General features: G+C 69.7%; 11 protein-coding genes. 5 read left to right on the top strand and 6 right to left on the bottom strand.

All coding sequences use genetic code 11. The features are described 5' to 3' along the window. Nucleotides 1-16: 16 nt before the first annotated feature. Both OG897_RS07050 and OG897_RS07045 read right to left on the bottom strand, forming a co-directional pair. Nucleotides 17-847, bottom strand: coding sequence for an Fpg/Nei family DNA glycosylase (locus OG897_RS07050; protein ID WP_266653928.1), 831 nt, complete (start codon nucleotides 845-847; stop codon nucleotides 17-19). Between the two features lie 352 nt (nucleotides 848-1,199). Continuing rightward, nucleotides 1,200-1,685 (bottom strand): ribose-5-phosphate isomerase, encoded by a 486-nt coding sequence (locus tag OG897_RS07045; protein WP_266653926.1) that lies wholly within the window; start codon nucleotides 1,683-1,685, stop codon nucleotides 1,200-1,202. A 263-nt stretch (nucleotides 1,686-1,948) separates the two neighbouring features. Here OG897_RS07045 and OG897_RS07040 point away from each other — a divergent pair, with 263 nt between their 5' ends. Continuing rightward, nucleotides 1,949-3,403, top strand: a complete 1,455-nt coding sequence (locus tag OG897_RS07040; RefSeq protein WP_266653924.1) for an amino acid permease — start codon at nucleotides 1,949-1,951, stop codon at nucleotides 3,401-3,403. A gap of 51 nt (nucleotides 3,404-3,454) precedes the next feature. On the opposite strand, the gene OG897_RS40780 is transcribed toward OG897_RS07040, so the two are convergent. Continuing rightward, complete coding sequence (locus tag OG897_RS40780) at nucleotides 3,455-5,941, bottom strand: protein kinase (RefSeq protein WP_323188049.1); 2,487 nt, start codon at nucleotides 5,939-5,941, stop codon at nucleotides 3,455-3,457. Between the two features lie 230 nt (nucleotides 5,942-6,171). Between OG897_RS40780 and OG897_RS07030 the strand changes: the two genes are divergently transcribed. Further along, nucleotides 6,172-6,960: an LPXTG cell wall anchor domain-containing protein gene (locus tag OG897_RS07030; RefSeq protein WP_266653922.1), complete on the top strand. Its 789-nt coding sequence runs from the start codon at nucleotides 6,172-6,174 to the stop codon at nucleotides 6,958-6,960. Nucleotides 6,961-7,065: 105 nt separating this feature from the next. Here the strand turns inward: OG897_RS07030 and OG897_RS07025 are convergent, their stop codons facing one another. Further along, a complete protein-coding gene (locus OG897_RS07025) occupies nucleotides 7,066-7,650 on the bottom strand; it encodes a biotin transporter BioY (RefSeq protein ID WP_266653920.1) in 585 nt (194 codons plus the stop codon). A 286-nt stretch (nucleotides 7,651-7,936) separates the two neighbouring features. Between OG897_RS07025 and OG897_RS07020 the strand changes: the two genes are divergently transcribed. The 3 genes from OG897_RS07020 (at nucleotide 7,937) to OG897_RS07010 (ending at nucleotide 11,820) form a co-directional block, all read left to right on the top strand. Continuing rightward, complete coding sequence (locus OG897_RS07020) at nucleotides 7,937-9,322, top strand: amino acid permease (RefSeq protein ID WP_266653918.1); 1,386 nt, start codon at nucleotides 7,937-7,939, stop codon at nucleotides 9,320-9,322. Nucleotides 9,323-9,581: 259 nt separating this feature from the next. Next, nucleotides 9,582-11,018: an amino acid permease gene (locus OG897_RS07015; RefSeq protein ID WP_266653916.1), complete on the top strand. Its 1,437-nt coding sequence runs from the start codon at nucleotides 9,582-9,584 to the stop codon at nucleotides 11,016-11,018. A gap of 157 nt (nucleotides 11,019-11,175) precedes the next feature. Then, on the top strand, nucleotides 11,176-11,820 hold the full coding sequence (locus OG897_RS07010; protein ID WP_266653914.1) for a superoxide dismutase: 645 nt from the start codon (nucleotides 11,176-11,178) through the stop codon (nucleotides 11,818-11,820). A gap of 229 nt (nucleotides 11,821-12,049) precedes the next feature. Here OG897_RS07010 and OG897_RS07005 read toward each other — a convergent pair whose 3' ends face one another. Further along, nucleotides 12,050-12,628, bottom strand: a complete 579-nt coding sequence (locus OG897_RS07005) for a hypothetical protein (protein WP_266653912.1) — start codon at nucleotides 12,626-12,628, stop codon at nucleotides 12,050-12,052. Between the two features lie 56 nt (nucleotides 12,629-12,684). Further along, on the bottom strand, nucleotides 12,685-13,314 hold the full coding sequence (locus OG897_RS07000) for a DsbA family protein (RefSeq protein WP_266653910.1): 630 nt from the start codon (nucleotides 13,312-13,314) through the stop codon (nucleotides 12,685-12,687). Nucleotides 13,315-13,417 lie beyond the last annotated feature (103 nt).

Below are 13,417 nucleotides of genomic sequence, written 5' to 3'. Positions count from 1 at the left end.
GATCTGTTCTGACCGGTCAGGGTTTCTGGCAGGTCGGGCACCAGAAGAGGTTGCGGGCGGCGAGGTCGGCGGTGCGGATCTCGCTGCCGCAGAGGTGGCAGGGCATGGCGGCGCGGCGGTAGACGTACACCTCACCGCCGTGGTCGTCCTTGCGGGGCGGGCGGCCCATGGCCTCGGGGGTGTGTTCGGGGCGGACGGTGTCGATGCGGTTGAGGCGGACGCCCTCGTGCATGAGGTCGACGAGGTCCTGCCAGATCGCGTCCCACTGGGCGTCGGTGATCGCTTTTCCGGGCGTGTACGGGTCGATGCCGTGCCGGAAGAGGACTTCGGCGCGGTAGACGTTGCCGACGCCCGCGACGACCTTCTGGTCCATGAGGAGCGCCGCGATCGTGGTGCGCGAGGCGCGGATGCGGCGGCGGGCACGGTCGGGGTCGGCGTCCGTGCGGAGGGGGTCCGGGCCGAGGCGGTCGTGAATGGCCTGCTTCTCGGCGTCGGTGATGAGGGTGCAGGTGGTGGGGCCGCGGAGGTCGGCTCGCGCCTCGCCGGTGGGGGTGGAGATGTGGAGGCGGACGGTCTCCGCCTTGGCACCGCGCCCCTGGGTGTCCTCGAAGGTGACCTTGCCGAAGAGGCCGAGGTGGATGTGCACCCAGCCGAGGGGGGCGAAGCCGAGGAAGAGGTGTTTGCCGTGGGCCTCGGTGGTGGTGAGGCGGTGGCCGTCGAGGAGGGCGGCGGAGTCGGCGAACTTGGCTTGGGGGCTGGTGATGCGGAGGGGGGTGGGGTGGGGGGTGTGGGTGAAGCGGGTGGCGTACTCGTGCGCGAGGCGGTGGATGGTGTGGCCTTCGGGCACGGGGCCTCCTCCGGAGGGGCGGGGGGGGTACGGGGGGGTGGCCGGGGCCCCTGTGAACGGTGTGGGCGGTGTCGGGGTGGGGCGGGGGTGCTCCGGGGTGGGCCCGGAGCGAGGGGGGCCGCCCCCTTGCCCGCCCGTTCCGCCCCCGGGGGGGGCGGCCCCGCCGCCCAAGGGGACGAGGCAAGGCGGAGCCCGAGGGGGCGAGGCGGGGGTGGAGCCCAAGGGGGCTAGGCGGGGGCGGAGCCCGAGGGGGCGAGGCGAAGGCCCCGCCGCCCAAGGGGGCTCGGCGGAAGGAGCCCAAGAGGGAGGCGGGGTGGGGGCGGGCCGGGGGTGGGGGCCTGCGGGAGGGGGGTCAGCTCTGGGGGTGGTGGGGCGGGATTTCGGGGAGGACGCCCGTGGTCTCGTACGCCGAGAGCATCTCGATGCGGCGGGTGTGGCGGGCCTCGTCCGAGTACGGGGTCGAGAGGAAGATCTCGACGAACTTCGTGGCCTCGGCCTCGGTGTGCATGCGCCCACCGATGGAGACGACGTTCGCGTTGTTGTGCTCGCGGCCGAGTGCGGCCGTCTGCTCGCTCCAGGCGAGAGCCGCCCGTACGCCCTTGACCTTGTTCGCGGCGATCTGCTCCCCGTTGCCGGAGCCGCCGATCACGATGCCGAGCGAGTCCGGGTCCGCGGCCGTCTTCTCGGCGGCGCGGAGGCAGAACGGCGGGTAGTCGTCCTGGGCGTCGTAGATGTGGGGACCACAGTCGACGGGGTCGTGGCCGTGGGCCTTGAGCCACTCGACGAGGTGGTTCTTGAGTTCGTATCCGGCATGGTCGGAACCGAGGTACACGCGCATGGGACGAGTGTGGCATGCGCCGCGCGGGGTAGGGCGCATCGGGGTAAGGACCTTGGTCGCTCGTCATTCGGGACGTACGGACGTACATCCGGGGCCTTCGTCCGTACAACGATCCGGAATCAGACCTTCCGGATCGCTTCGGGCTCGGCTTGAATGCGGAGGCTCGGCAGACCGAACGGTCTGTGAGGCAGACCGATCGTCTGCACCGGGTGTCATGACCTGCGGCCCGAAGACGTGCCCGAAGTAACGAATGAGGTTTGTGCATGAGTGCGCACCCGACTCAGTTGGAGAAGCCGGACAGAGGCTCCGACGGCGGCCCCTCGGACAACGGCGGCCTCCAGGCCGGTCTCAAGAACCGCCACCTGTCCATGATCGCGATCGGCGGCGTCATCGGCGCCGGGCTCTTCGTGGGCTCCGGTGCGGGCATCGCCGCGGCAGGGCCCGCGATCCTGCTGTCGTACGCCCTGGTCGGCGCGATGGTGGTGTTCGTGATGCGGATGCTCGGCGAGATGGCCGCCGCGCGGCCGTCGTCCGGGTCCTTCTCCGCGTACGCCGACCAGGCGCTCGGCCGCTGGGCGGGCTTCTCGATCGGCTGGCTGTACTGGTTCTTCTGGGTCGTCGTGCTCGCGGTCGAGGCGACCGCCGGCGCGAAGATCCTGGAGGGCTGGATTCCGGCGGTACCGCAGTGGGGCTGGGCCCTGATCGTCATGCTCGTGCTGACGGCCACCAACCTCGCCTCGGTGTCGTCGTACGGCGAATTCGAATTCTGGTTCGCGGGGATCAAGGTCGTCGCGATCGGCGCGTTCGTCGTCATCGGCATGCTGGCCGTCTTCGGCATCCTGCCCGGCTCGGACAACCCGGGGGCGGGACTCGCGCATCTGACGGACACCGGAGGATTCTTCCCCAAGGGGTACGGGGCGATCCTGACCGGTGTGCTGATGGTGGTCTTCTCCTTCATGGGCTCGGAGATCGTCACGCTCGCCGCCGGTGAGTCGGAGGACCCGCAGCGCGCCGTCACCAAGGCCACCAACAGCGTCATCTGGCGCATCGGCATCTTCTACCTCGGCTCGATCTTCGTCGTCCTGACGCTGGTGCCGTGGAACGACAAGTCGCTGGTCGCCGAGGGCGGCTCGTACGTCGCCGCGCTGAACTCCATCGGCATCCCGCACGCCGGTCAGATCATGAACGTGATCGTCCTGACCGCCGTACTGTCCTGCCTGAACTCGGGTCTGTACACGGCCTCCCGGATGGCCTTCTCGCTCGGCCAGCGCGGGGACGCGCCGCGCTCCTTCACCAAGGTCAGCAAGCAGGGCGTGCCGCAGATCGCGATCCTGTCGTCGGTCGTCTTCGGCTTCGTCGCCGTCTTCTTCAACTACATGTGGCCGGACACGGTCTTCCAGTTCCTGCTGAACTCGTCGGGTGCCGTCGCGCTCTTCGTCTGGCTGGTCATCTGCTTCACGCAGCTGCGCATGCGCGGGATCATCCTGCGCGAGGACCCGTCGAAGCTGGTCGTGAAGATGTGGCTGTTCCCGTACCTGACGTGGGCGACGATCGCGATGATCTCGTTCGTGCTGGTGTACATGCTGACCGACGACGCCGGGCGCACGCAGGTGCTGCTGTCGCTGCTGGTCGCCGTACTGGTGGTCGGTTTCGCACTGATCCGCGAGGTCGTGCAGAAGCGCAACGGCACCCTTCCCCCGGCCGCTTCCCGTGACTGACGGTCAGAGTGACTGACGGCCTGAGTGACTGACGGCCTGAGTGACTGACGGTCAGAGCGGTTCGAAGGACTCGGTGACCCGCTCGTAGTTCTGGAACGCTTCGGTGCGGGCGGGTGTCTTGAACCAGACGTTGAGCTGGTACGACTTCCCGCCCGCGTTGAAGCCGACCTGACGGCCCTGACGGGGCGCGCCCCCCTCGGCGTAGGTGTACTCCCAGATGACGGCGGGCCGCCCCTGGAAGGTCGTCCGCTCCAGCCGGATCTTCTGGTAGTCCTGCACGTCGCGCGACTCCCGCTCGAACGCCTCCCACTGCGTCAGCAGGTCCTCCCCCTGCGCGAGCGTGTACGCGGCGGCGATCTCCTGGCTGCCGTCCGGCGAGTGGTAGTGCACGTTGGCCGGGTTCTTGGCGCTGCGCCTCCAGCCGGAGGGCGGCACCCAGGAGAATCCGGTCTCGTTACGCGCTCCGGGCCGGGCGGCACCGGTGGGCGGGCGGGCCGTTCCGGCGACGGTCGGGGGCGGGCTCGCGCTCGGACTCGAACCGGGGTTGGCGGCCTTCTGGCTGGGGCTCTCCTGGCTCAGTACGAGGGCCAGACCGATGCCCGTGGCCACGACGACTCCGGCGGCTGCCGCGAGGAGGGGGCGGCGGGTTCTGGGGCGCGGGGAGGGTGGGGGTGGGACGGGGTCGCGGGTGAGGACGAGTGGGGTGTCCGGGGTTTCGGGCTCCGGGGCCGTTGCGACCGCTGGGCTCTCGGTGCTCTCGGTGCTCTCGGTGCTCTCCGCGCCCTCTGTGTTCTCGGTGATTTCTGGGCTCTTTGTGGCTCCGGTGGCAGTTGTTGCCTCCGGAGCCTCTTCTGTTTCCGGAGCCGTGGGGGTGTTCGGGGGCGTCGTGGTGTCCGGGGACTGCGGGGCGGCCTGAGTGGGCTCCCGGTCCGGGGGCGGAGGTGTGGCCGGGGCAGGGGCTGAGGCGTCGGGTGAGGGGGCGGGGGTTTCCTCGGCGGGCGTGGTGGCGGGTGGGGTGAAGTGGGTGGGGCTGTAGGTGCGGGGCGGCTGGTCTTCTGGGGTGGGCGAGGGGCGGACGGTGTCGGGGGCTTCGACCTCCGCCTCTGCGTTGACCTCGGTCTCGGCTTTGGCTTTGGCTTCGGGCTCGGCTTCGGCTTCTGGCGCGGCTTCGGCTTCGACGCGGTCGGTGGGGGTGATGCTGAGGGAGGTCGCCGTAGGGCCTCGGAGTCCCGGGCGGCGGCGGAAACGTACGCCTCGGCCCTGGTGCTGTGGCGTGGGGGCTGGGGCTCCCGTGGACGCGCCGGGTGTGTGCTCCGCCCCTGGCTCCTCTGCTGGTGTCTCCCCTGCTGGTGCTTCCTCTGCTAGCGCTTCCTCTGCTGGTGTCTGCCCTGCCGGAGCCGCGGGTGCTTCCTCCGTCTGTTGCTCCCCCGTGGCCCTGCCGGGCTCGCCTCCTGTGGGCCGACGCGTCACGGACTCGGGCGCGCTGCGCGTCCCGGTCGGCGGGACCCGGAGTTCGGTGGTGTCGGTGCGCCGATCGCCCCCGGCGACGGGCTCCGGTGCGGACGGGCGTTCCGGCTCGGGTTCGGGCTCGGGTTCGGGTTCCGGCTCCGGCGCGGGTTCCGGCGGGGTCGCCGGGCTCGGGTCCACCCGGGTCGGCTCGTGGCGGGGTTCCGGTGGTTCCTGAGGCTCCTCCGACGGAGGCACCGGAGGCACAGGAGGCATCGACGGCAGAGGAGGCACCGGCGTCGGCCGGATCGGGCCCGGTTCCACCAGGGTCGGCGTACGGGACGGGAGCAGGACCGCCGTCAGGGCGGCGTGAAGCTCCTCCACGGTGGGGCGGGCTTCCGGCTCCTTGGCCAGGAGGGCGGCCAGGACAGGGGCCAGCTCCCTCGCCTCGGGCGGTAGGTCCGGCTCCTCGTACAGGACGGCGTGGAGGGTGGCCATGGTGGTGGGGCGGGTGAAGGGGGACGTACCGGCGACGGCCGCACAGAGGGTGGCGCCGAGGGACCACAGGTCGGAGGGGGCGCCCTGCGGACGGCCGCCGACGCGCTCGGGTGCCATGTAGTCCGGGGAGCCGACCAGCATGCCGACGATCGTGAGGGCGGTGGTGTTCTGGATGGCGGCGATGCCGAAGTCGGTGAGGACGACGCGGTCGTTGCCACGGCCCAGCAGGACGTTGCCCGGCTTGATGTCGCGGTGCAGGACTCCGCGCGCGTGCACCTCGCGCAGGGCCGCCGTCACCCCCAGCCCGATCCGGGCCGCCTCCCGTGGTGACACCGGTCCGTCCTCGACCAGGAGTTGCTCCAGGGAGCGGGAATCGACCAGTTCCATCACGATCCACAGGCGTTCGCCCTCGTCGGCGACGTCGTACACCCGAACGACATTCGGGTGGTCTATACGTGCTGTGGCCCGCGCTTCCCGCAAAGTCCTTTCCCGGCGAATTCGGGTGTCCTCTGCATCCAGTCCGTCCATGCGCATTTCTTTTACGGCGACGGCGCGGTCCAGGATCTCGTCATAAGCACGCCACACGCGCCCCATGCCACCCTGGCCTATCGTCTGCCCCAACCGGTAACGACCGGCGATCAATAACCCCTGCATCCCGCCACTCGTATAGCCCGGCATTCCCGTCCCCCTCCCCAGCGCCTGCTGCGACCAGGACAGAAGCATTAACTTCCCACCATTGCATCACAGTTGGACGCAATCTTGTGGTACTCCTGCATGTACAGCCGACGCTTCAGCCGACGCTGCCAGAATAAGGGGGCTGGGAAATGCTCGAAAAGATCGGGAAAGAGATCATTGGCAAGCGCGCCGGATCTTGTCTCGCGGTCGCAGCCGCGTCCGTTCTCCTTTTGCCGACCGCGGCGTTCGCCGCCGATCCGACGCCCGGCAGCAGCGAGGGCGGGACCCCCGGCCCCAGCGCTCCTGCGGATCTGAAGATCTCAACCGAACTTCCCGAAAAGATTTCGGTCGACAACAAAACCGGAAAGACAAAAATCACCGCGACAGTGGCGAACAAGGGCAGCAAGGCGACCGGCCAGATCACCATGGCCGTCGTCGGCTTCGACGGTCTGAAGGTCGACGCCGCCCAGGGCTGCGTGCCGATCCCGGCCGACAAGCTGCCGAAGGGTTCGAACAGCGGGTTCGCCTGCATCGTCGCCGACCTCGCCGCGGGCGCGTCGAAGTCGTACGCCGTCGACGCGACCTTCGACCTCAAGAAGAAGGGCAAGATCTGCCTGCCGGTGACCGAGGGCACCAGCGAGAAGCTGCTGTGGCAGCAGGGTCCGGTCGACTTCGGCACCTCGAAGCCGACGCCGAACGCCCCGGACACCCCGCTGCTGCTGGGGACGGCGAACGTGCCGTTCGGTCCGGACGAACCGGCTCCGGCGTCCCCCTCGCCGGGCACGAGCAAGCCCGGTAAGCCCGGCAAGCCCGGCGGGCTGCCGCGCACCGGTGTCGGCTCCGACGCACTGCCGCTCGGCATCGCCGGCGGGCTGCTGCTCGCCGCCGGGGGCGTCGGGTTCTGGTGGTCGCGGCGGGACCGGGTGTCCTCCCACTGAGCTCAGTGAACACTGAGTGCGCGCTCGGTGAGCCGCGTACGAAGGAAGGGCCCCGGTCTTCACCGGGGCCCTTCCTCCACTCCGTACGGGCGAAGCCGTACGGCGTCAGCCCTTGCGGCCCACGAGCTTCCAGGCGGTCGGGAGCGCGCCCATCGCCAGGGCCGCCTTCAGGGCGTCGCCGATCAGGAAGGGGACCACGCCTGCGGCGAGCGCGGCGGAAAGGTTCATGCCGGTCGCGGCCATCAGGTACGGGACGCCGACCGCGTAGATGATCGCGGAGCCGACGACCATCGTGCCCGCCGTGCGCAGCATCGAGCGGTCGCCGCCGCGCCGGGCCAGCGCGCCGACCGCGGTGGCGGCGAGCAGCATGCCGATGACGTAACCGAAGGACGCGCCGCCGGGGCCCGACGTGCCGTTCTGGAACCACGGCACGCCCGCCATGCCCACCACGGCGTACAGCGCGAGGGCGAGGAAGCCCCGGCGGGCGCCGAAGGCCGTGCCGACGAGGAGCGCGGCGAAGGTCTGACCGGTGACCGGGACCGGGGTGCCCGGGACCGGGATCGCTATCTGGGCGGCGATGCCGGTGAGCGCCGCGCCGCCGACGACGAGTGCGATGTCTCGTACGCGAGTGGCCGGAAGCAGGTCGGCAAGGACCGCGCCGGGGCGGGTGGTTACGGCAGCAGTGCTCATCGGGACTCCGCGGTGAAGAAGGGGGGCAGTCAGGGACATGGCGACGTTAACCCGGGGGCCGTCGCCGGATCACCCTAGAGCGCCGACAAAGCCGGGAACAGGGGCTTGGTGGACTTCGTACAAAGCCCTGAAGGCCAGCTGACGCAGGCGTGACGCGCGTCACTGGCGACGAAGAGAGATAGGTCCCTTTTGCGCGGTGAGGTTCGGTGAGGAGACACTGTGGGGTCCCGCCAAAATCCCGCGACCGTCGAGCCCTGCTCCACGGTCCTTCGAGAGCACGAGCGTCATGCACGACCAGGCCGTACGAGATCCGCTTGACCAGAAGGAGCCCCTGTCCGCCGGGCTCAAGCAGCGCCATCTGACGATGCTCGGCCTCGGCGGGGTGATCGGCGCGGGGCTCTTCGTGGGCTCGGGCGCGGGCATCGCGGTCGCGGGGCCGGGGATCGTGCTCTCGTATCTCATCGCGGGCGCCATCGCGATGCTGGTGATGCGGATGCTCGGGGAACTGTCGGCGGCGATGCCCGCTTCGGGCTCGTTCTCGGTGCACGCGGAACGGGCGCTCGGCCGGTGGGCCGGGTTCAGTGTGGGCTGGCTGTACTGGTTCCTGCTGGTCGTGGTGCTGGCGGTGGAGGCCACGGGAGCGGCGAAGATCGCGAACGGGTGGGCGCCCGGGGTGCCTCAGTGGGCCTGGGTGCTGATCTTCATGGTGGTCTTCACGCTCGCCAACCTGGCGGCTGTGAAGAACTTCGGCGAGTTCGAGTTCTGGTTCGCGGCGCTGAAGGTTGGCGCGATCGTGTTGTTCCTGGCGCTGGGCGTGCTCGCGATCTTCGGGCTCCTCCCCGACACGGAACCGATCGGTCTGGCGAACCTGACCGGTGACGGCGGCTTCTTCCCGAACGGGGCGTCCGGCGTGATCTCCGGCGTCCTCGCGGTCGTCTTCGCGTTCGGCGGCCTGGAGGTCGTCACGATCGCCGCCGCCGAGACGGACGACCCGGCCCGCGCGGTCGGGCGTGCCGTGCGCAGTGCGGTCTTCCGCATCCTGTTCTTCTACGTCGGCTCGATGCTGGTCATCGTGACGTTGCTGCCGTGGGACTCGATGACGCCGGGGCTGAGCCCGTACGTCGCCGTGCTCGACCGGATCGGCATTCCGGCGGCGGGGACCATCATGAACATCGTGGTGTTCGTGGCGCTGCTCTCGGCGCTGAACGCCAATCTGTACGGCTCGTCCCGCATGGTCTTCTCGCTGGCCGAGCGCGGCGAGGCGCCGAAGGGGCTGCTGAAGGTCAGCGGGGGCGGGGTGCCGCGCCGGGCCGTGCTCGCCTCGGTCGCCTTCGGGTTCCTCTCGGTCGTCCTCAATCTGCTGTGGCCCGACACGGTCTTCCTGTACATGCTCAACGCGGTCGGCGCGGTGCTGCTGTTCGTGTGGGGGCTGATCGCGGTCTCGCAGCTGAAGCTGCGGCGGCGCATCGAGCGTGAGATGCCGGAGCGGCTGACGCTGAAGATGTGGGCGTTCCCGTATCTGACCTGGGCGGCGCTGGCCGCGATGGGTGTCGTCCTGGTCCTGATGCTGCTCGACGACACGGCCCGGCCGCAGCTTCTGTGGTCGGCGGGGGCGACGGCGCTGGTGCTGCTGGTGGCGCTGGTACGGGAGTTCCGGGCCAAGCGCGCCTGAGGCGGGGTGGGGCGCGGGGGTGTGGGGGTGTGGGGGTGTGGGGGTGTGGGGGTGTGGGGCGGGAGCCGCGAGGGGTGCGGGGCGGGCGTCGCGGGAGGGGGTGCGGGAGTTGCGCGCGAGGCGTGCGCGGATTTTCACGGTGTGTGAGCGTGGTGTCCGTATAGCGGTCGACGGTTCCCTCTGAGCGGTGACGTACCGAGACTGTGAGCCACTCGCAGCTCGCTCCCCCACCGTCTCAGCTAGTGAACAGGGCACGCCCATGTCTCGGACCTCCGCGCCCCCGCCGACGCCACAGACCACCGACGCCCCACCGACCTCCGACGGCACTCCCGCCTCCGACGGCACACTCGGACACGGCCTCAAGCAGCGGCACCTCTCCATGATCGCCCTCGGCGGGGTGATCGGCGCCGGGCTCTTCGTGGGTTCGGGCGCGGGCATCGCCGCCGCGGGCCCCTCCATCGTCATCGCGTACGCGATATCCGGCCTGCTCGTCATGCTGGTGATGCGGATGCTGGGCGAGATGTCGGCGGCGAACCCGAGCTCGGGTTCGTTCTCCGCGCACGCCGAGCGGGCGATCGGCCCGTGGGCGGGCTTCACGGCGGGCTGGGCGTTCTGGTTCCTGCTCTGTGTGGCGGTGGGCCTGGAGGGCATCGGCGCGGCGAAGATCATGCAGGGCTGGTTCCCGGGGTCCCCGCAGTGGGCGTGGGTGGCGCTGTTCATGGTGATCTTCCTGGCCACGAACCTGGCGGCGGTGAAGAACTTCGGCGAGTTCGAGTTCTGGTTCGCGGCGCTGAAGGTCGGCGCGATCTCGCTCTTCCTGATCATCGGCCTGCTGGCCATCTTCGGCGTCCTGCCCGGCAGCGACACCGCGGCCCCCGGCCTCACCAACCTCACCGGTGACGGCGGCTTCTTCCCCAACGGCAGCGAGGGCCTGATCATCGGCCTGCTGGCCTCGGTCTTCGCGTACGGCGGCCTGGAGACGGTCACCATCGCGGCGGCGGAGTCCGAGCACCCGGTGCAGGGCGTCGCCAGGGCGGTCCGTACCGCGATGTGGCGCATCGCGATCTTCTACATCGGCTCCATGGCGGTCGTCGTCACCCTGGTCCCGTGGGACGACCCGAAGGTCGCCTCGATCGGCCCGTACGTCGCCACCCTCGACCACCTGGGCATCCCGGCGGCCGGTCAGATCATGAACGTGATCGTCCTGGCCGCTCTCCTCTCCGCCATGAACGCCAACATCTACGGCTCCTCCCGCATGGCGTACTCGCTGGTCTCGCGCGGTCAGGGCCCGGCCTTCCTCGGGAAGCTGTCCGGCGGGGTGCCGCGCGTCGCGGTCCTGTGTTCGTCGGTCTTCGGCTTCGTGTGCGTGGCCCTCAGCTGGATCAGCCCGGACAAGGTCTTCCCCTGGCTGCTGAACATGATCGGCGCGCTGATCCTGGTCGTCTGGATCTTCATCGCGGTCTCCCAGCTGATCCTGCGCCGCCGCACGGAGCGTGAGACTCCGGAGAAGCTGGTCGTACGGATGTGGCTGTTCCCGTACCTGACCTGGGTGGCGCTGGCGGGCATGGCGGTCATCTTCGTCCTGATGCTGCGCCAGCCCGACACACGTCTCCAGCTCGCCGGGACGGGCGGCCTGACGGTGTTCCTGATCGTCCTCGGTCTCGTACGGCAGAAGCTGGCGAAGGCCCGCAACTAGCCCTCTCCGCCCCTCTCTTAGGTCCTGGGTCCGCACGCTCTCGGCGTGCGGACCCAGGACTTTTTACTGAGGCATACCTAAGCTGCTGAGTCGAATAACTGCTGGTAGCGTGCAGATGCATAAGACTTGCAATAAGCAATCGGAGGGGTCGGACGACATGGCCATCTACACGCTTCCTGAACTTCCGTACGACTACGCGGCTCTTGAGCCCGTGATCAACCCGCAGATCATCGAGCTGCACCACGACAAGCACCACGCTGCGTACGTCAAGGGCGCGAACGACACCCTTGAGCAGCTCGCGGAGGCCCGTGACAAGGACGCCTGGGGCTCGATCAACGGGCTGGAGAAGAGCCTGGCGTTCCACCTGTCCGGCCACATCCTGCACAGCATCTACTGGCACAACATGGCCTCCCCCAAGGACAGCGGCGGCGGTGAGCCGACGGCCGCCGACGGCGTCGGCGACCTCGCGGACGCGATCACCGAGTCCTTCGGCTCCTTCGCCAAGTTCAAGACGCAGCTGACGAAGGCCGCCGCGACGACGCAGGGCTCCGGCTGGGGCGTCCTCGCGTACGAGCCGGTCTCGGGCCGTCTGATCGTCGAGCAGGTCTACGACCACCAGGGCAACGTCGGCCAGGGTTCCGTCCCGGTCCTGGTCTTCGACGCGTGGGAGCACGCCTTCTACCTCCAGTACAAGAACCAGAAGGTCGACTTCATCGACGCCATGTGGGCCGTCGTCAACTGGCAGGACGTGGCGAAGCGCTACGCCGACGCGAAGAACCGCACGCCGCTCATCACGCCGTGAACGCCGTGTGAATTCCCCGCCGTGAGGCGGGACCCCTCATCGCCCTGCTCGTGATCGTCTTCTCAACTTTCACCGGGCGGGTGGAATGACGAAGAGCCCCTGCGAGGACATGACTCGCGGGGGCTCTTCTGTGCTCCTGTGCTGGCGCTCGGTCCGTGCTCCTGTGCTGGTGCCCGGCCCGCACCTGTCGCCTCTTCCTTCTCGCAGAGGCGGGCCAGGGGCGCGGGGCTCACCTGGGGAGGTAGCCGGTGCGGCCGACGGCGACGAACTCCTTCGCGAGCCCCGTCTCGTGGAGGCGGGCGAAGGGGGTGAACGGGACCCCGAACTCGGACTCGCCCCGGTCGAAGTTCCACGTCTTGTGGAACTCCACCCTGTAGTAGTGCGGATTCGGCCGCTCCACGCGGAACTGCACGCCTCGGACAGCGAGCCACCAGTCGGGGCTGGTGGAAGCGGCGATGGTGACGCCGTGCCAGGTGTCGAGGTGCGACCACTCCCCCGCCTCGGCCTCCATGAGGCGGGCGTTGACGGCGGCGCGGACGGACGGGAGCGCCACGAGGGTGCTGGCGTCGAGGCGGTAGGTGTCGCCGGTGCCGTCGAGGTAGTGGCGCAGGGCGGCGGCGGCGCGGCGCAGCCCGATCAGCCACCAGAGGCCCGCGAGAGCGGAACACCCTGCCCGCACCGCTCGGTCGGTCGGGCGGACGGGCAGGGTGGCATGGGGGGCGTTGTCGTTCGGCAGGGGCGGGTCGGTGCGGCCCCGGGCGGGGGCCGTGGCTATGTGGCTGTCGCTGCGTATCTCGCCGGTCTCCATAGGGGGACGCTAAGCGGGAAGGGCTCGGAGCGCCTGTTGAGCGAGGCGCACGAGGGTCACTCGAAGATCGGGTCCTGCGTGCGCGTCCGCTTGAGCTCGAAGAAACCGGGCGTCGAGGCGACCAGGAGGGTGCCGTCCCAGAGACGGGCCGCTGCCTCCCCCTTCGGCGAGGGGGTGACCACAGGGCCGAAGAAGGCGACCTGCTCCCCGTCCGCCCCCGGCACCGCGATGACCGGCGTCCCGACGTCCTGGCCGACCAGTGAGATGCCGGACTGGTGCGAGGCGCGCAGCTCCTTGTCGTAGGTGTCGGACGTGGCGTACGAGAGGAGGTCGGCGGGCAGGCCGACCTCGGCGAGGGCCTCCGCGATGACCTCGTCGGTGATGCCGCGCCCCTCGTTGTGGATGCGGGTGCCGAGTGCCGTGTAGAGCGACCCGGTCACGTCCTCCCCGTGCAGCTGCTGGGCCGCGATGACGACCCGTACCGGCCCCCACCCCTTCTTGAGGCCCTCGCGGTACTGCTCGGGCACGTCGCGCCCCTCGTTGAGGACGGAGAGGCTCATGACGTGCCAGTGGACCTCCACCGGACGCACCTTCTCGACCTCCAGCATCCAGCGCGAGGTCATCCAGGCCCACGGGCACAGCGGGTCGAACCAGAAGTCGACGGGGGTCTTCACGGTCTCGGACATGTCTCTCCTCATTGATATTTCAAGAGTCGCGCGCTGTGCGCCTGTCAACCACCTTGGCCCCCGTCCCATTCCCCTGCACGCCACGTCAGGAGCACATGGGAGG

The sequence above is a fragment of the Streptomyces sp. NBC_00237 genome, from assembly GCF_026342435.1.
Classification (GTDB): Bacteria; Actinomycetota; Actinomycetes; order Streptomycetales; family Streptomycetaceae; genus Streptomyces.
This window is presented reverse-complemented; position numbering and strand designations above follow the sequence as displayed.